Source organism: Vicinamibacterales bacterium, from assembly GCA_036504215.1.
Classification (GTDB): domain Bacteria; phylum Acidobacteriota; class Vicinamibacteria; order Vicinamibacterales; family Fen-181; genus FEN-299.
The window spans coordinates 1-12,821 of sequence record DASXVO010000028.1 but is presented as its reverse complement, the minus strand read 5'-3'; the positions used below and the strand labels follow the sequence as shown (position 1 = coordinate 12,821).

General features: G+C 66.6%; 14 protein-coding genes. 3 read left to right on the top strand and 11 right to left on the bottom strand.

All coding sequences use genetic code 11. The features are described from left to right. The first annotated feature begins 15 nt into the window (after window positions 1-15). The 3 genes from pal to VGK32_06500 are packed head-to-tail and all read left to right on the top strand — an operon-like array spanning window position 16 to window position 1,999. Window positions 16-609 carry a peptidoglycan-associated lipoprotein Pal gene (gene pal / locus VGK32_06510; protein ID HEY3381401.1) on the top strand — a complete coding sequence of 198 codons (594 nt, stop codon included), beginning with the start codon at window positions 16-18 and terminating at the stop codon, window positions 607-609. 20 nt (window positions 610-629) lie between these two features. Next, on the top strand, window positions 630-1,496 hold the full coding sequence (gene ybgF, locus VGK32_06505) for a tol-pal system protein YbgF (GenBank protein ID HEY3381400.1): 867 nt from the start codon (window positions 630-632) through the stop codon (window positions 1,494-1,496). Between the two features lie 59 nt (window positions 1,497-1,555). Further along, on the top strand, window positions 1,556-1,999 hold the full coding sequence (locus VGK32_06500) for a single-stranded DNA-binding protein (GenBank protein ID HEY3381399.1): 444 nt from the start codon (window positions 1,556-1,558) through the stop codon (window positions 1,997-1,999). Window positions 2,000-2,184: 185 nt separating this feature from the next. On the opposite strand, the gene VGK32_06495 is transcribed toward VGK32_06500, so the two are convergent. The 11 genes from VGK32_06495 to VGK32_06445 form a co-directional block, all read right to left on the bottom strand. After that, window positions 2,185-2,553, bottom strand: coding sequence for a hypothetical protein (locus VGK32_06495; GenBank protein HEY3381398.1), 369 nt, complete (start codon window positions 2,551-2,553; stop codon window positions 2,185-2,187). Continuing rightward, on the bottom strand, window positions 2,540-4,369 hold the full coding sequence (ptsP, locus tag VGK32_06490; GenBank protein HEY3381397.1) for a phosphoenolpyruvate--protein phosphotransferase: 1,830 nt from the start codon (window positions 4,367-4,369) through the stop codon (window positions 2,540-2,542). Before ptsP ends, VGK32_06495 begins: the two co-directional genes overlap by 14 nt. Next, window positions 4,357-4,635 carry an HPr family phosphocarrier protein gene (locus VGK32_06485; GenBank protein ID HEY3381396.1) on the bottom strand — a complete coding sequence of 93 codons (279 nt, stop codon included), beginning with the start codon at window positions 4,633-4,635 and terminating at the stop codon, window positions 4,357-4,359. Before VGK32_06485 ends, ptsP begins: the two co-directional genes overlap by 13 nt. A gap of 82 nt (window positions 4,636-4,717) precedes the next feature. After that, window positions 4,718-5,149 (bottom strand): PTS sugar transporter subunit IIA, encoded by a 432-nt coding sequence (locus VGK32_06480; GenBank protein ID HEY3381395.1) that lies wholly within the window; start codon window positions 5,147-5,149, stop codon window positions 4,718-4,720. 69 nt (window positions 5,150-5,218) lie between these two features. Further along, the gene (rapZ, locus tag VGK32_06475) at window positions 5,219-6,136 is read right to left on the bottom strand and encodes an RNase adapter RapZ (protein HEY3381394.1); all 918 of its coding nucleotides are present in this window, start codon (window positions 6,134-6,136) and stop codon (window positions 5,219-5,221) included. Next, window positions 6,133-7,140, bottom strand: a complete 1,008-nt coding sequence (hprK, locus tag VGK32_06470; GenBank protein HEY3381393.1) for an HPr(Ser) kinase/phosphatase — start codon at window positions 7,138-7,140, stop codon at window positions 6,133-6,135. Before hprK ends, rapZ begins: the two co-directional genes overlap by 4 nt. Window positions 7,141-7,160: 20 nt before the next feature. Further along, window positions 7,161-7,709, bottom strand: coding sequence for a ribosome-associated translation inhibitor RaiA (gene raiA / locus VGK32_06465; protein HEY3381392.1), 549 nt, complete (start codon window positions 7,707-7,709; stop codon window positions 7,161-7,163). A 9-nt stretch (window positions 7,710-7,718) separates the two neighbouring features. Then, the gene (gene rpoN / locus VGK32_06460; protein HEY3381391.1) at window positions 7,719-9,146 is read right to left on the bottom strand and encodes an RNA polymerase factor sigma-54; all 1,428 of its coding nucleotides are present in this window, start codon (window positions 9,144-9,146) and stop codon (window positions 7,719-7,721) included. 37 nt (window positions 9,147-9,183) lie between these two features. Further along, complete coding sequence (lptB, locus tag VGK32_06455; protein ID HEY3381390.1) at window positions 9,184-9,909, bottom strand: LPS export ABC transporter ATP-binding protein; 726 nt, start codon at window positions 9,907-9,909, stop codon at window positions 9,184-9,186. Then, on the bottom strand, window positions 9,910-12,150 hold the full coding sequence (locus VGK32_06450; GenBank protein ID HEY3381389.1) for an LptA/OstA family protein: 2,241 nt from the start codon (window positions 12,148-12,150) through the stop codon (window positions 9,910-9,912). A gap of 5 nt (window positions 12,151-12,155) precedes the next feature. Next, the coding region (locus tag VGK32_06445; GenBank protein HEY3381388.1) for a DHHA1 domain-containing protein at window positions 12,156-12,821 on the bottom strand (666 nt) is incomplete at its 5' end.

The window sequence follows — 12,821 nt, the reverse complement described above, 5'->3', positions numbered from 1 at the left end:
TCTAGAGGAGAGAACATGCGAACTCGATGGGGCGTCCCCGCTTTGCTCGTGCTCGTGGCCGTGCTGATGCTGGCCGCCGGTGGGTGCCACAAGAAGGTGCCGCCGGTCGCCCGTCCGGTCCCGCCTCCCCCGCCGCCGGCCACCGCCGTGCCAGCGTCCCCGGTCAAGCCGCCGGCGCCGCCCGAACCAGTGACGGAACCAACGGTCGTGGCGCCCTCGCCCATCAAGGAAGCGAGCATGTCGTCGCGGTCGCTCGACGATCTGAACAAGGACTCCCCGCTCAAGCCCGTCTTCTTCGAGTACGACAGCGCGGAGATCTCGTCTGACGGCCAAAAGCGGCTCGACGGCAACGCGGACCTGCTCAAGAAGTACCCGACATGGATCGTCACGGTCGAGGGCCACTGCGACGAGCGGGGAACCGCGGAGTACAATCTTGCGCTCGGCGAACGGCGCGCCGTGGCGGCGCGGACGTATCTCGTGTCCCTCGGCATCGCCGCCGACCGGCTGCGCACGGTGAGTTATGGCAAGGAGTTCCCGTTCGATCCCGGGCACTCGGAAGACGCCTGGGCGAAGAACCGACGGGATCATTTCGTGATCACGCAGAAATAGCGCGGATCAGGGTTACACGTATGGCTCGACACGTTTTGCTGCGCGTTGTCGTCGGCGCGCTGTTGATTCCGGCGATGTCCTTTCCCGCGCTGGCGGCCAACAAGGAACACCAGCAGATGATGGCGGACATCCGGATGCTGCAGGAGCAGACGCAACTGCTGCAGGTACGGCTCGCGGCGCTCACTGATGCGCTCCGGACGATTGCCACGAAGCTGGACGAACAGAACGGCACGACGCGGAAGGCGTTCGCCGACCAGAAGCTGCTCGTGGACACGATCTCGACCGACGTGCGGGTCGTGCGCGAGAAGGTGGACGACAACAACGTCCGAATCAGCTCGCTCTCGCAGGAACTCGAGGCGCTGCGGATGGCGATGCCCGGTGGAGGTGGCACGCCGACGGTGACGCCGGCCGGCGATCAGCCGCCTGCGGGCGGGCAGGTGGCGCCTGCCGGGCAGAATCCGCCGTCGCAGGCCGTGAACCCCGGCATCTCGCCGCAGCGGCTCTACGACATGGCCTGGGCGGACTACGCCGGTGGTCAGTACAATCTCGCCGTCTCCGGATTCGAGAACTACATTCGAACCTTCCCGCGATCCGAGCAGGCGGGTGACGCGCAGTACTACATCGGGGAGAGCTACTATCAGCAAGGCATGTTCCGCGAGGCGGCGTCGGCGTACGACCGGGGCGTCGCGGACTATCCGAACAGCAAGCGGATCCCCGACATGTACTACAAGCGGGGGCTCGCGCTGAACGCGCTCGGCCAGACGGAGCGGGCCCGCGAAAGCTGGGAGTTCGTGGTGAAGAACTACCCGAACTCGGACGCCGGGCGACTGGCCCGGCAGCGACTCGAGCAGTTGACGCGTCGAGTACCCGGAACCAGCCAGCCCTGACGGCAGACGGCGGCTCTTCCACTCGGCGTTCGTGAAACGACATTCGAAAGGACTTTGCGATGGGCACCGTGAACCGGGTCATCCTCGTGGGCAATCTGGGCAGGGACGCCGAACTGCGTTATACCGGTGGCGGCACGCCCGTGGCGAACTTCAGTCTGGCCACCACCGAGGTCTTCAAGGACAAGGACGGCAATCGCCGCGAGGAGACCGAGTGGCATCGCGTGTCCCTGATGGGCAAGCAGGCTGAATCGGTGAACGAGTATCTCCGCAAGGGCAAGCAGGTCTACGTCGAAGGCCGGCTGCGGACCCGCAGCTGGGACGACAAGGAAGGCAACAAACGGACGACGACCGAGGTCATCGCGAACCGGGTGGTGCTGCTCGGTGGCGGGGGCGGCGGCCGCAGCCAGACCGGCGAGCGCGAGGTGTCCCACGAGCACGCCGGCGCCGGCGCCGGCGCCGACCTGGGTGCCGGGCTGCCGGCGGACGATGAGGTGCCGTTCTAGAACGTCGGATTTGCCAACGCAGTGTCTGGCGGTCGACACAGAGGTCGCCGAGACCTCAGAAGACGAAGCCACCGAGCCAGTGCCCATGCCGGGGAGCAGGTCTCGCGGCCTGCTCCGACCACTTTCTCCGGGGCCCTGGATCGCCGGATGGAGCATGGCTCGAGCCGTGCTCGACGTGCGCCAGCTCACGTTTTCTGCGCATCCTCCCGCCCGTAGCGATCCTCCAACCTCACCACATCGTCGATTTCTGGCGTCGAGACCTCGAAGAGATCGCAGTCTTCGATGGCGGTCATGCGATGAACCGTCTTCGGGGCGACGTGGATCCTGTCGCCCGGCTTCATCTCGGTGCGGATCAGCGATCCGTTCCGTTCGATCTCGAAGGCCAGCAGGCCCGACCACAGCAGAATCGTCTCCTCCTTCCGATTGTGATACTGGAGGCTGAGCGCGTGCCCGGCGGTGATGTGCAGGATCTTGCCCACGTAGCGATCCGTCTTCGCCCAGTGCAACTCGTAGCCCCAGGGCTTGTCGACCTTCGTGATGTCACTCGTCGTCACCCGAGCCTCCAGTACCGGACTCGCTGCCCGGTGAAACGGGGCGGGCCGGCATCCCGCCCCTGGCGCGCGCAAGATATCGCTCGATCTCCGCCCCAGTCGTGAGGCGCATCACGCGCGCCACGAGGCGACGGGCGTCGGCGAGGCGGAGGCCACCGATGACCTGTCGGGCCAGCGGCAACGCCGCCGGGCTCATGCTGAAGTCGGTCAGGCCCATTCCGACGAGCAGCGGCAGCACCGCCGGATCGGACGCCATCTCGCCGCACAACGACACCGGGAGGTGGTGCCGCGCGGCGGCCCGGACGATCATTCGCAGCGTGCGAAGCACCGCCGGGTGCAGCGGTTCGTACAAGTGTGACACGCGGGCATCGGTGCGGTCCACGGCCAGCAAATACTGGATGAGATCGTTGGTGCCGATGCTGAAGAAGTCCGCCTCGCGTGCCAGCACATCGGCGGTGATCGCGGCGGACGGAATCTCGATCATCACGCCCACTGGCGGCAGGGCCGCAGGCGCCTCGCCCCGTGCCCGCAGTTCCTCGGCGGCCTCCACCAGGAAGGCGCGCGCCTCGCGCAGTTCCTCGACGCCCGACACGAACGGGAAGATGATCCGCAGGCGCCCGTGGCGGCTCGCACGAAGGAGCGCGCGCAGCTGGTTCTTGAAGACGTCGCGCCGATCCAGGCTCAGCCTGATGGCGCGCAGTCCCATCGGGCCGCGCGAGGGCCCCGGCGCCCTGCCTCCCGAACGGTCGCCGACACCCCCGCTACGAGGCCACGCCAGGAGTTGGTCCTCCTCCACGTCGAACGTGCGGACGGTCACCACGCCGGGAGCCATGCCCGCGACCAGCGTGCGGTAGGCTTCGTACTGGATGTCCTCGGTCAGCGTGTCCGCGGGCGTCATCGCGAGCAGGAACTCGGATCGGAACAGGCCAATGCCCCGGGCGCCGTAGGCGCGAGCGGTGGCGATATCGTCCGGCAACTCGATATTGGCCTGCAGCCCGATGGGCGTCCCGTCGGCAGTTTCGGTCGAGGCCGGCAGCCGCGCCGAGGTCCTGGCCCCGGCGAGTCCCGACACCGCCGCGACCCGTGTCCGCACCGCCTCCACCATCCCGGCTGGAGGATCGATGACGATCTCGCCCGCCGTGCCGTCGATGATGACCATGACCCCGGGCTTCACCGCCTGGCTCGCCTGGCCGAGACCAACCACCGCCGGTACGTGCAGGGACCTGGCGAGGATCGCGGTGTGGTGCGTGCGGCTCCCGGTGTCGCTGGCAAACCCGAGAATCTTCTGCCAGTCCACCTGGACGGCCATCGAGGGGGTGAGTTCGTCGGCGATGAGCACCGATGCGGCGTCCACGTCGCGGAACAGCTCCAGACCCCGACCTCGGCCGCGGCCGAGGTTCATGCGGAGGCGCCCCACCACGTCGGCGACATCACCCTTGCGTTCGCGCAGGTAGGCATCCTCGACCCCGTCGAAGATCCGCGAGAGGTCCTCGAACGCATGCTGCACCGCCCACTCGGCGTTCACGCGCTCGGAGGCGATGAGATCTCTGGCCCTCGCCACGAGCATGGGGTCGTCGATCATGAGCAACTGTGCTTCGAACAGGTAGCTCAGCTCGGCGCCCGGACCGTTTGCCACTCGAGCCTTGATCTGGTGGAGTTGGCGTCGCGATCGATCGCGCGCCTCCTCGAGGCGTGCGATCTCCTCCTCGACACGATCGGTGCCGATCGGAAAGCGGATGACCAGTGGGTTCTGCTTGAGGAGCACCGCGCGTCCGACCACGATCCCTGGCGAGACGGCGATACCGGTCAGGCGGCGCACGGCCCCTCGCCAAAGCCCGACTCGACGAGCAGACAGAGCGCCTCGACGGCCGCCCTCTCGTCGGCCCCCTCGGCGGAGATGGTAATGTCGGATCCGCAGGCGGCCGCCAGCAGCAGGACGCCCATGATGCTCTTGCCGTCCACCACGCGCGTGCCCCGCCCGACGCGGATACGGGCCTCGAAGGCGCTCGCCGCATGAACGAATCGCGCCGCGGCCCGCGCGTGCATTCCCAATTGATTGCGAACCGTCACACTACGCGACACCATACGGGCAGCACCTCGTTTCCTGCCCCGTCCGTCTCACTTCTCGCGACTCACTTCTCGATTCGCACGTCCGGCTCCTGGCCATTCACTTCTCCGTCTTGTCGTCCGCTGTCCGGCTCTCCGAATGGAGGAGGTCGGATGCCACCCAGATGGCGTTTCGGCCGTGCTCGCGCATCTCGCGGGCGACGCCGAGCAGTGTTGCAGGTTTCTGCACGCCGGCGAGCTTGATGAGCATCGGCAGGTTCACGCCGGTGATGATCTCCACGCGATCGGTCTCGAGGAAGGTCAGACCCAGGTTCGCCGGTGTCCCGCCGAACATGTCGGTCAGGATCAGCACGCCTTCCGGCCCTTGCACCCGTGCGATGGTCTGCTTGATCTCCTCGCGGGCGTCATCCACATCGTCGTGCCAGCCGATCGACACCGCCGCGAACTGCGGCAGATCGCCGACAATCGTCTCGGCCGCATTGACCAGCTCGGTCGCCAGTTGTCCGTGCGTGACGACGACCACACCAATCATGGCTTGCTCCTCTGCTTCTCCGCAGGCGGCCCCGCGCCGCACGCGGACGGCCACGTCGCGCCGGCAACCTCACTCGTTGACGATGTCGATGTCCCGGTGACGGACGCGCAGGCGAACGTCTTCCATGTCCGCCAGGCCCCGCTTGAGCGCCTCCGCCATCATGACCGACCGATGACGACCTCCCGTGCAGCCAATCGCGACGGTGAGATAGCTCTTCCCTTCCGCTACGTAGTGCGGCACGACGAACCGCAGGAACTCCGTCAGCTTCGACCGGAAGTCGACCGTGACCTCGTGTTCCTCCATGTAGCGCACGACGCGGCGATCCCGCCCGGTCCGCGCCCGCAGGCCCGGCACGAAGTGCGGATTTGGCAGGCACCGGACGTCGAACACCAGGTCTGCCTCCGCTGGCACCCCGTGCTTGAAGCCGAAGCTGAGGAGGGTGATCAGGAGCCGCCGGCTCCTCGGTTCCCGCCCGCGCGACAGCGTCATGAAGACTTCGCGCAGCTCGTGCACGGTCAGATCGGACGTATCGATGGTCACATCGGCGAGCGCACGGATCGGACCGAGGCGTTCCCGCTCTTCGCGGATGCCATCGACGATCGGCCGGTCATGGGCCAGCGGGTGCGGACGGCGCGTCTCGCTGAACCGCCGCACCAACGCCTTGTCGCTGGCCTCGAGGAAGATCAGCGCCGGCTTCAGGCCGCGTTTCGACCGGAGCTTCCGAAGCACTTTCGGGAAGCGCGAGAGGAAAGCGCCTTCCCGCACGTCCACGACGATGGCGACCTTCGGGATTTCGCTCTCCGCGCGGTGGGACAGCTCGGCGAGCGTGGGAATCAACGTGATGGGCAGGTTGTCCACGCAGAAGTAGCCGAGATCCTCGAGCGCCCGGATCGCCTGCGACTTGCCCGCGCCGGACAGGCCGGTGAGCACCACGAACCGGCTTCCGCTCGTGCGGCCGGCATCGTGCTTTCGGATCGCGGCAGTCACGACTCTCCCTCCGCGCGGTCGTCGGTGTCGGGCTCGCCATCCTCGTCCTCATGGTCCGGGTCGAGCAGTTGGCGGTCGAGACGCTCGGCCAGCTTGCGCGCCGCGTGGTGCCCCTTGGATACCAGCAACTGGTTCCGCGCCGCCACCTCGACCAGGATCGACACATTGCGCCCGGGCGCGACGGGCATCCTGAGCAGCGGCACGGGAAGGCCCAGGATCTCGTAGTGGGCCACATCCAGGCCGAGGCGGTCGTACTCGCGGCCGACTTCCCACCGCTCCAGCTGGACGACGAGTTCGACGCGCTTGGATGCGCGGGTCGATGCCACCCCGAACAGATCCTTGATGTTGATGAGGCCGAGGCCGCGGACCTCCATGTGATTGCGCGTGAGCTCGGGACAGGTCCCGATGAGCACGCTCTCCGCCCGTCGCCGGATCTCGACCGTGTCGTCGGCGACGAGCCGGTGTCCGCGGACGATCAGATCCAGGGCGCACTCGCTCTTGCCGATGCCGCTCTCGCCCACGATGAGCACGCCGAGGCCGAGGATGTCCATCAGCACGGCGTGCATGATGGTCCGTTCCGCGAGCGAGTCCTCGAGGATCGCGCTCACCTTGGCGATGGCGAGCGGAGTGGGGACCGGCGTGCTCAGCAGCGGGACGCCGGCCCGTTCGGCTTCGATTTCGAGCTCGGCCGGCGCGGCAAACCCGCCCGTGACCATCACGGCCGGGATGCCATGCGCGAACGTGCGGCGCAACGCGTCCACGCGCGACGAGGACACGAGGCTCTCGAGATACCGGATCTCGCTCTCACCGAAGATCAAGATGCGCCCCGCCGACAGGTAGGCATCGAACCCGGCCAGGGCAAGACCGGTCTTCTGGATGTGGGGACTGGTGATGCGGCGATCGATGCCCGCGCCGCCCGCGAGGAGCTCGAGTGGCAGCCCGAGGGCCTCGGAGCGGCTGCGCAGGAGCGCGCCGACGCTGACGCCGGAGATCGCGGTGGCCATCGGGTGGCGGCCAGCCGGGATCAGCCCTCCGGCTCGATCAGCCCCAGATGTCCGTCCTTGCGGCGGTACACGACGTTGATCGAGTCGGTGGTCGCGTTGCGGAAGACGAGGAACGAGTCATCGCCCGAATCCACGCTCATCGCGGCTTCATCCACGGTCATCGGCTTCACCGGATATCGCGGCACGCGACGCACCCGGCGCGTCTTGGCGCCCGCAGGCCGGGTAGGCGCCGGCTCCCCGTCGGCCGGCATGACTCGGGCCGACGTGGCGCGGCGCTTGCGCTCCTGGTACTTGCTCTTCACTTTGACGATTTGCTGGGTGATCCTCTCGATCGCATCGCTGATCGACGTGTCCCAACTGTTGGTGTCCCCGATGCCGTGCAGGAAGTGCTCGCCCCTGGTGTGCACTGTGATTTCCGACTTGTGACGATACCGCTCGAGCGCGAGTACCGCCTGGACGGAGACAATCCCGTCCTTCATCAGACGATCGACCTTGGCGAGTTTCTTCTCCACCTGCTTGCGCAGGTCCGGAGTGATGTCGACGTGTCGGCCGGTCAGTTCGAGTCGCATAGGCAGCCGTCAGTACAGCACCTTGCGCTGGTTGGAAGTAGGAATCTTCAGCTCCTCGCGGTATTTCGCGATCGTGCGACGAGCCAGGACGAGCCCTTCCTTCTGCAACAGGCTCACGATCTTCGAGTCACTCAGCGGCTTGTGCGCGTCTTCGTTCTCGATGATCTTCCGGATGCGCTGCTTGATCGTGACCGACGAGACGCTCTCTCCGTACGAACTGCTGATGCCGCTGTGGAAGAAGAACTTCATCTCGAACACGCCTTGCGGCGTGTGCATGTACTTGTTCGTCACCACGCGGCTGACCGTCGACTCGTGCATCCCGATGTCGTTGGCCACGTCGCGCAGCACCAGCGGGCGAAGGTGCTCGATGCCATGGTCGAGGAAGTCGTGCTGGAAGTTGATGATGCTCGTGGCGACCTTGTAGATCGTCTTCTGGCGCTGCTCGACCGACTTGATGAGCCACAACGCCGATCGGAACTTGTCCTTGACGTAGGCGCGCGTCTCGTCGCTGTTCTCGGATCCCTTCTCGAGGAGGCGGCGGTAGGCCGGGCTGATCCGCAGCTGAGGCAGCCCCTCTTCGTTGAGCAGGACCACGTACTGATCCTCGACCTTCACAACCGTCACGTCCGGGGTGACGTATTGCGACTGCGGCCGGTTGTACCGGCTGCCCGGCTTCGGGTCGAGATGCTGGATGATCGCGATGTGCTGTTTGAGCTCCTCGACCGACAGGCTCAGCTTGCGGGCGAGTTCCGGAACCTGGTGGTTCTGCAGGAGCCGCAGATGCTCGGTGACGATCTTCTCGGTTGGCGTGCCTTCGAGTCCCAGGTGTCGAAGCTGCAGCCAGAGACACTCCTGCAGATCGCGCGCCGCCACACCAATCGGGTCGAAGCCCTGCACGAGCGTCAGGGCGTTCTCGACGTCGGTCACCGGCCAGCTTCCCATGGCCGCGATCTCGTCGACCGAGGCCACCAGATATCCGTCGTCATCGAGGTTCCCGATGATGGCCGTGCCGATCTCGCGCACCGCGTCGTCGTCCGACTTGATCGAGAGTTGCCAGAGCAGGTGATCCGAGAGCGACGTCGTGGTCGAGAGCGTGTTCTCGATCGGCGGCAGCTCCTTGATCTCCTGCTGCGCGCGGGGCCGGTACCCCTCGTCCAGGTAGTCACCGAAGAAGTACTCGTAGTCCTGGTCGTCCCACGCGTCGGTCTTCTGCTCCTTGGGCGGCTCTTCGGCCTTCTCGGGCGTGGCGGCTGGCTCGGCGGCCTGCAGGTCCTCGGTCGGGACCTCCTCGAGCATCGGATTCTCGACCATCTCCTGGGTCAGCAGTTCGCCGAGCTCGAGGGTGGACATCGGCAGCAGCTTGATGGCCTGCTGCAGCGATGGCGTCAGAATCAGCTTCTGGACGAGCTTGGTGTGGAGTCTCTGCTGGATAGCCATGGCCTAGCGGTCCGCCGCAACGCGAGTCCAATCCATCTTAGTCCAACCTGAAGTCGGTCCCGAGGTAAATCCTCCGCACGTCTTCGTCGCCGGCCAGGCTGTCCGGGGTCCCGCTGCGGAAGATAGCCCCGTCGTGCACGATGTACGCCCGGTCGGTGATGCGCAGCGTCTCGCGTACGTTGTGGTCGGTGATCAACACTCCGATGCCCCGGTCCTTCAGATGGAAGATGATCTTCTGGATATCCGCCACCGCAATCGGGTCAATCCCCGCGAACGGTTCGTCGAGGAGGATGAAGAGCGGGGATATCACGAGCGCGCGCGTGATCTCGACCCGTCGCCGCTCCCCTCCGGAGAGCGTATAGGCCGGCGCGCCTGCCAGCGGGGTCAGGTTCAACTCGGCGAGCAGTTCCCGGAGGCGGACGCGGCGCGCCTCGCCGTCGAGCGCCAAGGTCTCGAGAATCGCGAGTATGTTCTGTTCGACCGTGAGGCCTCGGAAGATCGAAGGTTCCTGCGGGAGGTACCCAATCCCCTTCCGCGCCCGCAGGTACATCGGGTCGTCCGTGACGTCCTTGCCGTCGAGCAGCACGCGCCCGGCGTCGGGCGCCGTGAGTCCAACGGTCATGTAGAACGTGGTGGTCTTGCCCGCGCCGTTCGGGCCGAGCAGGCCGACCACCTCGCCGGACGCAACGTCAAGGCTCACGCCGCGGACGACTGTGCGGCCGCCATAAGACTTCGTGAGTTCGAGCGTCCGCAGCGTGGCCATTCAGTCGAAGCGAGGCCCCGGGCACTTTCCGCCGCCCTTGGTTTCGGTACGTCTCTCCTCGTTGCCGTCGACGATGATCCTATCAGCCGATTTGAAGAAAGTCAAAGATTTCCCAATAGTTTCGCGACATTCTTCCTCGATCCGCACCGGCAGGCCGGTCATGTCGTACCGCTCCTCGGCGGACAGGTACGTCAGTCTCGCGCCGCTCGCCTTCCGATTGTCCGGGGTCCGCATGGCGACGTTCACATACGCCTCGAGCCGATCGACCTCGTTTCCACTCTCCTTCAGGAACAGTTCGATCCTGTCGGCCGTGAGGTCGCCCTGCGGACCCGTGAGGTGGGCCGCACCCGTGTAGGTCGCGCGCCGCAACTTGTCGTCGTAGGCGAGGGCCTTCGCGGTGGCCACTGAGTGCACCCGCTCCTTGGCCTTGGTCTTGTCGTTCACCTGTTCGAGGAGCATCTTCGAGACGACAGCGCCGCTGGCCGACAGGTCACCCTTCTGGTCGTCGAGCACGATCGTATCGGCTTTGATCGTCACGTCCCCCTGCCACAGCTGCGCGTGGCCGGTGTACACGGCATGTGACGCGCTGCTGTCGTAGACCAAGCTGTCGGCGGTCGCCGACACCGGCTGATCCTCCTTGAGGATCGACGGCAGGTGCGTCTGGGCGTTGCCGCCAGGCGGGGCCGGTTGTGCGCGTGCCGCACCGGCTGTCGGCGTTGCCGGCTTCGTGGCGCGCATGTCGCTCTTGACCGAGTCGATGGCGGTGATCTTCTTCGCATCGAGCAGGATCTCGATTCGGCTGGCCTCGATGGTCGCGTGTTCGTCGCTGACCTGAGGCGGCCGGCCGGTCTTCTCGTCGGCCCCGGACAGGTTGAGCGATCCGGCGGCCATGCCGTAGCGTGCCTCGCGCGCGGTTCCGACGATTGCCGAGTCCTGGAAGCACGCGCCCCTCCCGAAGCGCGCCGACTCGATGGTCGTGAAGCCGTTCTTGAGCGCCAGATCGAGCGTCCCGGATCGGGCCACGCGCACGCCGGCGGGCGGCGCCGGTTCCCGAAAACACACACCCCTCCCGACCCGTGTCGGATCGACGGTCGGGGTGCCGGCCTTTGGCGCTGCCGACGACTCCTGGAAATCCACGTCCTCGCTGAACTCCGCCCGCGTCAGGCCCACGCCGGGCTGGCCGGCCGCCTGCAGGGCTCCTCCGCGAATGCGTCGCGCAGGTGTGCCTGCATCGGCAGGCAGGTCGAGTTGCACCCGATCCCGCGCGCTCAACCCGGTCACCGTGGTGCCGTCCGGACCAAGCGCCACGTCCACGAACTGCCCGGCGAGGCGGCGCCCAGCGCGACCCGCGACGCCACCGAGTTCGATGACGCCGTCGCCGTTGAGCAGCGCCCGCTGCAACTGCTTTCCATCGGGCCCGTAGGTCAGATTCATGTCGCGGGCCGTCATTCCTTTCATCCCGCCACTCGTGTCGCCCTTCCCCGTGACACGCGACGCTCCCCGGAGTTCCACCATCTGGATCCGCTTCTCGTCGGGCGTCAGGAAGGCCACCGCGCCCTCCGCCTCGATCGTCTGGCCGTCGCGGTCAACCTTCACGTGGCGCTCGAACCGGATGTACTTGTCCCTGCGCGCATGGCCGGCGGCGCCGGCCTCGACATGCGCACTGTCCTTCCCGTTCTCATCCGGCGCGATCTGGATGACAGCCTTGTCGAGTAGCCACAACGTATCCCGGTTCTTGTCGTATGACAGCCCAACCGCCGACCCGCTCATGCGGTTGCGCGAGAAGGTGACCGGCCCCGGCATCTGCACCACACCCTCGGCATCGAGATACGACGCATCTTCGGTGTTCAGCTTGAGTCCGTCGCTCGTCGTCAACTCGACCGAACCGTGCAACTTCACATTGACCTTGGGCTGCTCACCGACGACCTCGCCTTCCTTCGCCGTGACGAGAAAGTCACGGCCGCCTCGCTGCGGGACCCGCGCTTTCACGCCGAGGAGCGTGCTGCGGCCATCCGCGTACTGCACGAGGCGCTCGAAATCGAGCTTGTAGTCGGGACTCGTCCCTTTGGCCAGGAGAATGGTGCCCTTGATCTGCTCGGTCACCGCCTTCGGATCGTTGCGGCGTGTCTTGTCCGGATGCGCCGGCCCGACCGGTCTCCGGATCGACACGAAGAGGATCGCCGCGAAGGCGATGACGAAGAGGCCAAGTCCAACGCGAAGGCGGCGCTGCCAGGGAGTCATCGAATTCAGGTGACCAGCACGGGTTCGGAGGCGCGCACGTCGGCCAGGTTCAGCTCGATGTGCGTCTCACCGTTGAATGTATTCTCTGCGAGAGAGAACGCCAGGTCCAGTGCCCCCCGGTGCTCGAGGAGGAAGGGTTCACGTTCCGCCGAGCGCCAGGCCATCGCCCGGAAGACTCGACCGCGCTGCCGCACCGCCATCTTCAGATGGCGTTCCTTGACCCGGCGGGGGCCATCGACAATCTCGACGGGGCCGGCGGTGAAGACCGGGCGGGGGTTGCCGAGCCCGAACGGCTCGAGCGAGGCGATTTCCTCGACCACCCGCCCCTTGATTTCATCGAGTCCGAGGCGTGCGTCGATCCGCAGGCGCGGACGAAGGTCATCGGGGGCCAGCAGGTCATCACCGTGGGCCTGCATGGCGGCGCGAAACGCGTTGAGCGACGAGGCCTCCAGCGTCAGGCCCGCAGCCAGCCGGTGGCCGCCGAACCGCACGAGGTGTCGGCCGCACACCTCGAGCGCGCCAAGCATGTCGAACGCCGGAATGCTTCGACACGATCCGTGGCCGACCCCGCCCTCCACCGAGATGACGACGACGGGACGGTAGAACGTGTCCACCAGTTTGGACGCCACGATCCCGATGACGCCGCGGTGCCACCCCTCACCCGCCACGAC

Coding starts and splice junctions, on each gene's coding strand:
- raiA (HEY3381392.1), bottom strand. CDS start 7,709: ATGCGACTCGAACTGACCGGCCGACACGTCGACATCACTCCGGACCTG.
- rpoN (HEY3381391.1), bottom strand. CDS start 9,146: ATGGCTATCCAGCAGAGACTCCACACCAAGCTCGTCCAGAAGCTGATT.
- VGK32_06485 (HEY3381396.1), bottom strand. CDS start 4,635: ATGGTGTCGCGTAGTGTGACGGTTCGCAATCAATTGGGAATGCACGCG.
- VGK32_06480 (HEY3381395.1), bottom strand. CDS start 5,149: ATGATTGGTGTGGTCGTCGTCACGCACGGACAACTGGCGACCGAGCTG.
- lptB (HEY3381390.1), bottom strand. CDS start 9,909: ATGGCCACGCTGCGGACGCTCGAACTCACGAAGTCTTATGGCGGCCGC.
- pal (HEY3381401.1), top strand. CDS start 16: ATGCGAACTCGATGGGGCGTCCCCGCTTTGCTCGTGCTCGTGGCCGTG.
- VGK32_06450 (HEY3381389.1), bottom strand. CDS start 12,150: ATGACTCCCTGGCAGCGCCGCCTTCGCGTTGGACTTGGCCTCTTCGTC.
- ybgF (HEY3381400.1), top strand. CDS start 630: ATGGCTCGACACGTTTTGCTGCGCGTTGTCGTCGGCGCGCTGTTGATT.
- hprK (HEY3381393.1), bottom strand. CDS start 7,140: ATGGCCACCGCGATCTCCGGCGTCAGCGTCGGCGCGCTCCTGCGCAGC.
- VGK32_06500 (HEY3381399.1), top strand. CDS start 1,556: ATGGGCACCGTGAACCGGGTCATCCTCGTGGGCAATCTGGGCAGGGAC.